The organism is Ventrimonas faecis, from assembly GCF_040096075.1.
GTDB classification, from domain to species: Bacteria; Bacillota; Clostridia; order Lachnospirales; family Lachnospiraceae; genus Brotaphodocola; species Brotaphodocola faecis.
Genome location: NZ_JBBMFJ010000039.1, coordinates 21,019 through 27,641, shown reverse-complemented (window position 1 = coordinate 27,641; position 6,623 = coordinate 21,019). Strand labels below are relative to the sequence as shown.

General features: G+C 51.9%; 9 protein-coding genes and 2 tRNA genes. All 11 read right to left on the bottom strand.

Going from position 1 to position 6,623, the window contains the following annotated elements; translation table 11 throughout:
* Positions 1-139 precede the first annotated feature (139 nt).
* Positions 140-228: transfer RNA gene (locus WMO41_RS14495), tRNA-Ser, on the bottom strand.
* Between the two features lie 65 nt (positions 229-293).
* A tRNA-Ser gene (locus tag WMO41_RS14490) sits at positions 294-379 on the bottom strand.
* Between the two features lie 327 nt (positions 380-706).
* The gene (locus tag WMO41_RS14485) at positions 707-1,171 is read right to left on the bottom strand and encodes a glycerol-3-phosphate responsive antiterminator (protein WP_349230359.1); all 465 of its coding nucleotides are present in this window, start codon (positions 1,169-1,171) and stop codon (positions 707-709) included.
* Positions 1,172-1,265: 94 nt separating this feature from the next.
* Entirely contained in the window at positions 1,266-1,991 is a 726-nt protein-coding gene (gene ispD / locus WMO41_RS14480) for a 2-C-methyl-D-erythritol 4-phosphate cytidylyltransferase (RefSeq protein WP_349230358.1), read from the bottom strand.
* A gap of 35 nt (positions 1,992-2,026) precedes the next feature.
* A complete protein-coding gene (gene tsaD / locus WMO41_RS14475) occupies positions 2,027-3,046 on the bottom strand; it encodes a tRNA (adenosine(37)-N6)-threonylcarbamoyltransferase complex transferase subunit TsaD (RefSeq protein ID WP_349230360.1) in 1,020 nt (339 codons plus the stop codon).
* A 44-nt stretch (positions 3,047-3,090) separates the two neighbouring features.
* Positions 3,091-4,002, bottom strand: a complete 912-nt coding sequence (locus WMO41_RS14470; RefSeq protein ID WP_349230357.1) for a ribonuclease Z — start codon at positions 4,000-4,002, stop codon at positions 3,091-3,093.
* Positions 4,003-4,050: 48 nt separating this feature from the next.
* Positions 4,051-4,293 (bottom strand): hypothetical protein, encoded by a 243-nt coding sequence (locus WMO41_RS14465; protein ID WP_349230356.1) that lies wholly within the window; start codon positions 4,291-4,293, stop codon positions 4,051-4,053.
* 150 nt (positions 4,294-4,443) lie between these two features.
* Positions 4,444-4,884, bottom strand: a complete 441-nt coding sequence (gene rimI, locus WMO41_RS14460; protein WP_494338476.1) for a ribosomal protein S18-alanine N-acetyltransferase — start codon at positions 4,882-4,884, stop codon at positions 4,444-4,446.
* An 8-nt stretch (positions 4,885-4,892) separates the two neighbouring features.
* Complete coding sequence (tsaB, locus tag WMO41_RS14455) at positions 4,893-5,648, bottom strand: tRNA (adenosine(37)-N6)-threonylcarbamoyltransferase complex dimerization subunit type 1 TsaB (protein ID WP_349230354.1); 756 nt, start codon at positions 5,646-5,648, stop codon at positions 4,893-4,895.
* Entirely contained in the window at positions 5,645-6,073 is a 429-nt protein-coding gene (gene tsaE / locus WMO41_RS14450; RefSeq protein ID WP_349230353.1) for a tRNA (adenosine(37)-N6)-threonylcarbamoyltransferase complex ATPase subunit type 1 TsaE, read from the bottom strand. The genes tsaB and tsaE overlap by 4 nt, the downstream gene beginning before the upstream one ends.
* Positions 6,073-6,621 carry a YcxB family protein gene (locus tag WMO41_RS14445; protein ID WP_349230352.1) on the bottom strand — a complete coding sequence of 183 codons (549 nt, stop codon included), beginning with the start codon at positions 6,619-6,621 and terminating at the stop codon, positions 6,073-6,075. Before WMO41_RS14445 ends, tsaE begins: the two co-directional genes overlap by 1 nt.
* Between the last annotated feature and the right edge of the window lie 2 nt (positions 6,622-6,623).

The window sequence follows — 6,623 nt, the reverse complement described above, 5'->3', positions numbered from 1 at the left end:
AATTTTCAGGGTTTTAAACACTGTTCAATCTTTCATTTTCAAGGTTCATGTTGTTGCTGTTCTCAGCGGCAACGTTCGATATTTTACCACGTTGTTTTCGCTTTGTCAACAACTTTTTTCATCTTTTTTAAAGATGAAGCGCAGAAGGAGGGATTTGAACCCTCGCGCCGCTATTAACGACCTGCACCCTTTCCAGGGGTGTCCCTTCAGCCTCTTGGGTACTTCTGCAAAGTCCCGATGCCTGAACATCAGTAAATATTATATTGTCATCGGCAAGCCTTTTGCTTGTCCAACGGAGAGAGTGGGATTCGAACCCACGCGCCCTTGCGGACAAACGGTTTTCAAGACCGCCTCGTTATGACCACTTCGATATCTCTCCTCAAACGTGCTTTGCTATTTTACCAAAGCGTTCCGTTTTTGTCAAGAACTTTTTTGAAGTTTTTTTCATCGTGTGTTTTTGAAGCTTTTCGTTCGTCACACGCGACATTGATGAATTTTAGCACAGTTAGTCTCTGCTGTCAACCCTGTTTTTGACATTTTTTTCATTTTTTCTTTTCATTGCTCCCAAAGCTCTGGCTGAGACTGGAAAAAGTCCAGATAAAGCAGGCTATCCCTGCATCTGTCTCCTTGCAAACAAAGCGGGGCTGTCGCAAAATTGGCCCCAAAACGTTTCACATATCAGGTTATCCGCGACAGCCCCTCTTCTTTAAATATACCAGAGTTCCTGTTTCGTTGTGGAGATTGCGTCAGCTCCAGCCGCAAACAGTTCCAGCACCTCTTTCTTTTCTGAGATCAGTCCACCCGCAATCAACAGAATGTCTGTGCTTCCCCGAAGGCTCTTTATGATCTTCGGCATCACCCCCGGCATGATCTCGATCATATCCGGCCGGAGTGTATCCAGCATCTTTCTGATGTTGGCTACTGCCATGGAGTCAATGATGAACGCACGGAGAATCCCGAACATTTTCAGTTCCTGTGCCCTGCGTACCAGCATCGGCTTTGTGCTGATGATGCCATCTGCCCCGGTCTGCTCCTTTAAGAAGTCAATTGCCACATCTTTTGACCCGAGCCCCAGAACCAGATCCGCATGTACCATGGCACATTTTCCATGGGCCTTCAGCTCTGCGACAATATCCCTGATGTTGCAGATATTCCCGTACAGAATAAACACAACCTGGCATTCCGTATCCAGGCACTTTTTCAGACTTTTTCAGACCGGCGTCATCTTTAATAGCCGCAATCAGTCTTACTTTGTAAAATAAAGTTTACAAAGGTACGTCCGAAGCGGCGCGTTTTTTTAATAAAGCCTCTGCCAGAACCAGATCTTCCGGTGTGGTCACCTTTAAATTCTCATAGCTTCCTTCCACCAGGCGCACCTTTGTGCCGCTTAAGTGCTCCACCACCATGGCATCGTCCGTGATTCCCTTCTGCAATGTCTCATCTGCCATCAGGCGGTCATAGGCGCCGCGCACCAGCGGATAGGCAAATGCCTGGGGTGTCTGTACCTGCCACAGCAGGGAACGGTCCGGTGTAGACTCCGCAAAGCCATGGGCGTCTGCCACCTTGATGGTATCCTTCACTGGCATTCCCACCACACACGCGTCATTCTGCACAGCCGCCTGCACAGCCCGGGAAATGACTGCTTCCGTCACAAGAGGCCTTGCGCCGTCATGAATCAGCACGTAGTCACAGTTCCGTAATGCTTTTAATCCCTCATAAACCGAATGGTAGCGCTCTTTTCCTCCGGTTACAATGCTACGCAGCTTCGTGAGGCCAAGGGGTGGCAGAATCTCCTTCTGCACAAACTCTGCCTCTCCGGCTCCGGTCACCAGCACCAGATCATCCGCACAGCTTCGCTCAAATGCCTCCAGGGCATAAGCGATTAAAGGTCTGCCATCTAAAAGCATATACTGTTTCTGGATATCACTGTGCATCCTGCTGCCCCGGCCTCCGGCCAGGATCACGGCTCCAATGCGAAATGTATCAGTCATGCTCTCTCTTCCTTATATATTGTTAATTTTTTATCTCATCGTTCACCGAGCTTTAAGTTCGGAACTGCATTTAAGTCCCAGCCATGGCGCGTTCCCTTCTTGTACTCATAGTAGGCCGCACAGCCAATCATGGCCGCGTTATCCGTACAGAAGATCGGAGACGGATGATAGAAGCGAATGTGTGCCTTGTCACAGGCCTCCTGCATGGCTGCCCTAAGCGCAGAGTTGGACGCCACGCCGCCGGCAATGGCCAGCTTGTCATAGCCATATTCCTTTGCTGCCAGGACCGCGCGGCTCACCAGGGCCTCCACGACTGCATTCTGGAAGGAGGATACCAGATCCGGCACGTTAATCTCCTCGCCGGTCATATGGGCTTTGTTAATGTAGTTCAGCACAGCTGATTTTAAGCCGCTGAAACTGAAATCATAAGGAGAGCCCTCCACCTTCGCCCGCGGGAACTCAATGGCATGCGGATTGCCCTCTTTGGCGGTTTTGTCTACCTTTGGGCCACCCGGATAGCCCAGTCCTACGGCACGGGCCACCTTATCAAACGCCTCGCCTGCCGCATCGTCACGGGTGCGGCCGATGATCTCAAACTCGCCGTAATCCTTTACAATGACCAGATGGGTATGTCCGCCGGAGACGATCAGGCACACAAAGGGCGGCTCCAAATCCGGATTTTCAATGTAGTTTGCAGACACATGCCCCTCTATGTGGTGCACGCCCACCAGCGGTTTCTTTGCCGCAAAGGCAATGGCTTTTGCCTCAGCCACGCCAACCAAAAGAGCGCCCACAAGGCCCGGGCCGTAGGTGACACCAATGGCATCCACATCTGCCAGGGTTACCTTTGCGTCTTCCAGCGCCTGGGTTACCACCTGGTTGATCTTCTCAATATGTTTTCTGGAAGCAATCTCCGGAACTACACCGCCAAACTGCGTGTGCAGGGCAATCTGGGAGGAGATCACGTTGGAAAGCACCTCGCGGCCGTTCTTTACCACGGAAGCTGCCGTCTCATCGCAGGAACTCTCAATTGCCAGAATCAGAGTGTCCTTCATTTCCGTTTCTTCATTTATTTTTTTCTCTGTATCCATCATTTGTCTTACTCCTCATCGAAGGTCAGCTCACGGGTCCAGCCATCCCGCGCCGTCTTCGCTCCCGGAAAGATTTCCCGTACTTTGTCAATAAACTCGTCCGGCCGGTTTAAGGACGGGCTGTAATGGGTCAGCCACATTTCTGCAGGCTGTGCCTTCTTCGCCAGGTTTGCTGCCTCGTACATGGTCATGTGCTTGTACTCTCTGGCCTTCGCCTCTTTGCCATCCTCGCCGTACATGCCCTCGCAGATAAAGAGATCCGCATGGTCCGCGTACTCCGCAATGACCGGCACCGGCCTGGTGTCAGTACAGTAGGTAACCTTTAAGCCCTTGCGGTCCGGTCCCAGCACCATATCCGGTGTGTAGGTCACACCGTCAAGCTCCAGCGTCTCACCTTTCTGCAGACGGCTCCATGCCTTCATCGGCACATTCTGCGCCCTGGCCCGTTCCACATCAAAACGGCCCGCCCGCGGAATGGAAATAGAATAACCATAGCAGACCACATTATGGTTTACCCGGTAGGCATCAATCACGTAAGGCCCGATCTGAAACTGGTTCCGGTTCTCCTCCAGCTCGATAAACTTTAACTGGAATGGAAGCTCCGGCGCAATGGTACGCAGCGCGTTCACCACGCGCTCCAGGCCCTTTGGTCCGATCAGCGTTACCGGTTCCGTGCGCTCTGCGTTGCCCATCGTGAGAAGAAGCCCAGGAAGTCCGCTGATGTGGTCTGCATGATAATGGGTAAAACAGATCACATCAATGGGCTTCGGGCTCCATCCTTTTTCTTTCAGCGCCACCTGCGTTCCTTCTCCGCAGTCGATCAGAAGACTGCTGCCGTCACAGCGCGCCATCATCGCAGTCAGCCAGCGATACGGAAGCGGCATCATTCCGCCGGTTCCCAGTAAACAGATATCTAACATAAACCGATTAACCTCATTTCATTTGATGCTGATATCATAGCATAGCGTTTACATGAATTCAACCGCTTCCTCGATTTCCGGAGCAATCACAAACTGGCGGATCAAACTGTCATAGCAGTCCTCACACAGATCCCAGTGGTGGATTTCGCCGTCTTTTTCGGAAAAATAATCCCACGGATAATGTACGGCAAAGCCGCCTTCCCGCAGGATTCCACGCTCTACCACCAGCTTCTTTCCGCAGCCGTTGCAGACTACACTCTCCAGTATTCCATTTTTCTGATATTTTCTCATGTTGATTCCTCGCCTTTTCTTTTCACATATTCCACCTGCTGTGCTGCCTGATTCGGGGCGGCGCCGGATTCTTCTCCGGTATTTTCACAAAACAGGGGACACGGCACAGACGCCGCGTCCCCTACATTATAAACAGAAATATTCGCGATTTTAAGTGGTAATTCTTTCCGGCAGATCCCGCTTCCACATGATGAGCGCATCCTCGGTCGGGTTATGGTAGTAGGCTTTTCGCACTGCCTCTGCGGCAAAACCGTAGGATTCATACAGGTTCCGGGCCGCAAGGTTGCCTTCGCGTACCTCCAGGCTGATGGCATAAGCACCTTCCCGGATAGCATACTCTACCATCGCATCCATCATTTTTCTGCCAAGCCCCAGGCGGCGGCTTTCGGGATGTACGGCAATACGCTGCACTTCCCCCTCCCCGGCCAGCACCCGCAGGTTGCAGTAGCCAAGAATTTTTTCTTCCTGTTCAAATACATAATACACATCGTAGGGACTGTGGATTCCGGCTTCCAGGATGGAATAGGACCAGCTTTCCGAAAAGCAGAGTTTTTCCAGTTCTGCGATGGCCGGAAGATCCCGCTCCTCCATGCGGCGGATCACTGCGCATCTCCTGTTCCAACGCTGTGGCCTGCTGCCAGCTCATCGGTCTTTCCCTGACGTTTTGCTTCTTCCAGTTCCCGCTCTGCCTGGGCTTTGCGCAGGTAATCCGGCGCGTGGTCCATGGCGGACACAGTCTTTCCTTCCGCAAAGTACACGCTTCCAAGAGCAGCCACACTAGCACCGCGCTGGCGGTTTGTCTGGGCCGGGGCAAAGGAGAACGGTACGGTCATCTCTTCCCGGATAATTTTCTCATTCACCGGCACACCGTCCCCTAAAAAGATCACGCGCTCCCCGCGTTCATTCAGTTCTTTTATCAGCTCGTGAATGTCCATGCCGCACTGCGGCTTTACAACCTCAAAGGTTTCTTCATAATGATAGAGTCCGGTATAAACCTGGCCTCTTCTGGCATCCATGACCGGGCAGATAAGCGCGGAGGTTCCATATAAATTGTAAGCCATGGCATCCATGGTCGGAACATGGATCAAAGGCTTTTCCAGCGCCAGACCCAGGCCCTTTGCTGTTGCGGAGCCGATGCGCAGGCCGGTATAGGAACCCGGTCCGCCGGATACCGCAATGGCATCCACCTCATGCAGATCCAGTTCCAGCATGCGGGTTACCTCATCGATCATGGGAAGCAGCGTCTGGGAATGGGTCTTTTTGAAATCCACCGTGTACTCCGCCGTTACCAGGCCATCGGTCACCACGGCTACAGAAGCCACCAGTGACGCACTTTCTATTCCAAGTATCTTCATTCTAATCCCTCCACCGTTATCTTACGGTAATCAAATCCCTGTTCCAGGTCTTTTTCAATGCGGATACGGATTACCTCGTCCGGAAGAATCTCCGGAATGAGCTGGGACCACTCGATCAGGCAGACACCCTCTCCGTAAAAGCAGTCCTCATAGCCAATCTCATCCATCTCGCTGACATCCCCAATGCGGTACACATCAAAGTGATACAGGGGAAGGCGTCCGCTGTCATACTGCTGTACAATGGTAAAGGTCGGGCTGTTAACCGGCTCATCAATGCCAAGGCCCGCAGCAAATCCCTGGGTAAAAATGGTCTTGCCCACGCCAAGATCTCCATCCAGGCAGTATACTTCTCCCGGTTTAGCCTGTTCCCCCAGCTGCTTTCCCAGGGCAAAGGTTTCTTCCGGGCTGTTGCTTTTATATTCCATCAGATTTTCCTCCGTCTTTCCTTCGGAAGATGCGCGGTTACCAGTTCCCGGAATGCTTCTTCCTGTTCAGCCAAAGCTGTTTTCGGAATCAGGTACGCATGAACCCGGTCCATATAGAGAATATACATGGCTGGTTTCGCGTCCAGGCGGCCCATCTCCTCCCAGTTAAAATCAGCTGAATTTTCCGCCTGGCTTACAGTCAGCTTCTCATCCGTAAACACTAGGCGCATCGGTGTTTTCACCGCAGGACGTTTCGCCTGTTTTCCGGCTTTCAGCCAGAGAAGAAACGGCTGCCATACTGTAAACATCAGAGCACACACCACCAGCAGGCTTCTGTAAGGCACCGTTGTGCTGCCCCAGCGAAAGATCAGAAGATACAGAGCCGCCAGGGAAAACAGGATATTAAACATTCCCATAAAACCGGCATTAGCATGATACATGGAAAAGATCCACAGATCCTTCGCTGTAATGTGCAAAGTCACATCCACCGTTTTTCCAGTCCGGACTGTCTCCCTGACTTCACTGGTTACATTAGTTTCATTTTCCATCG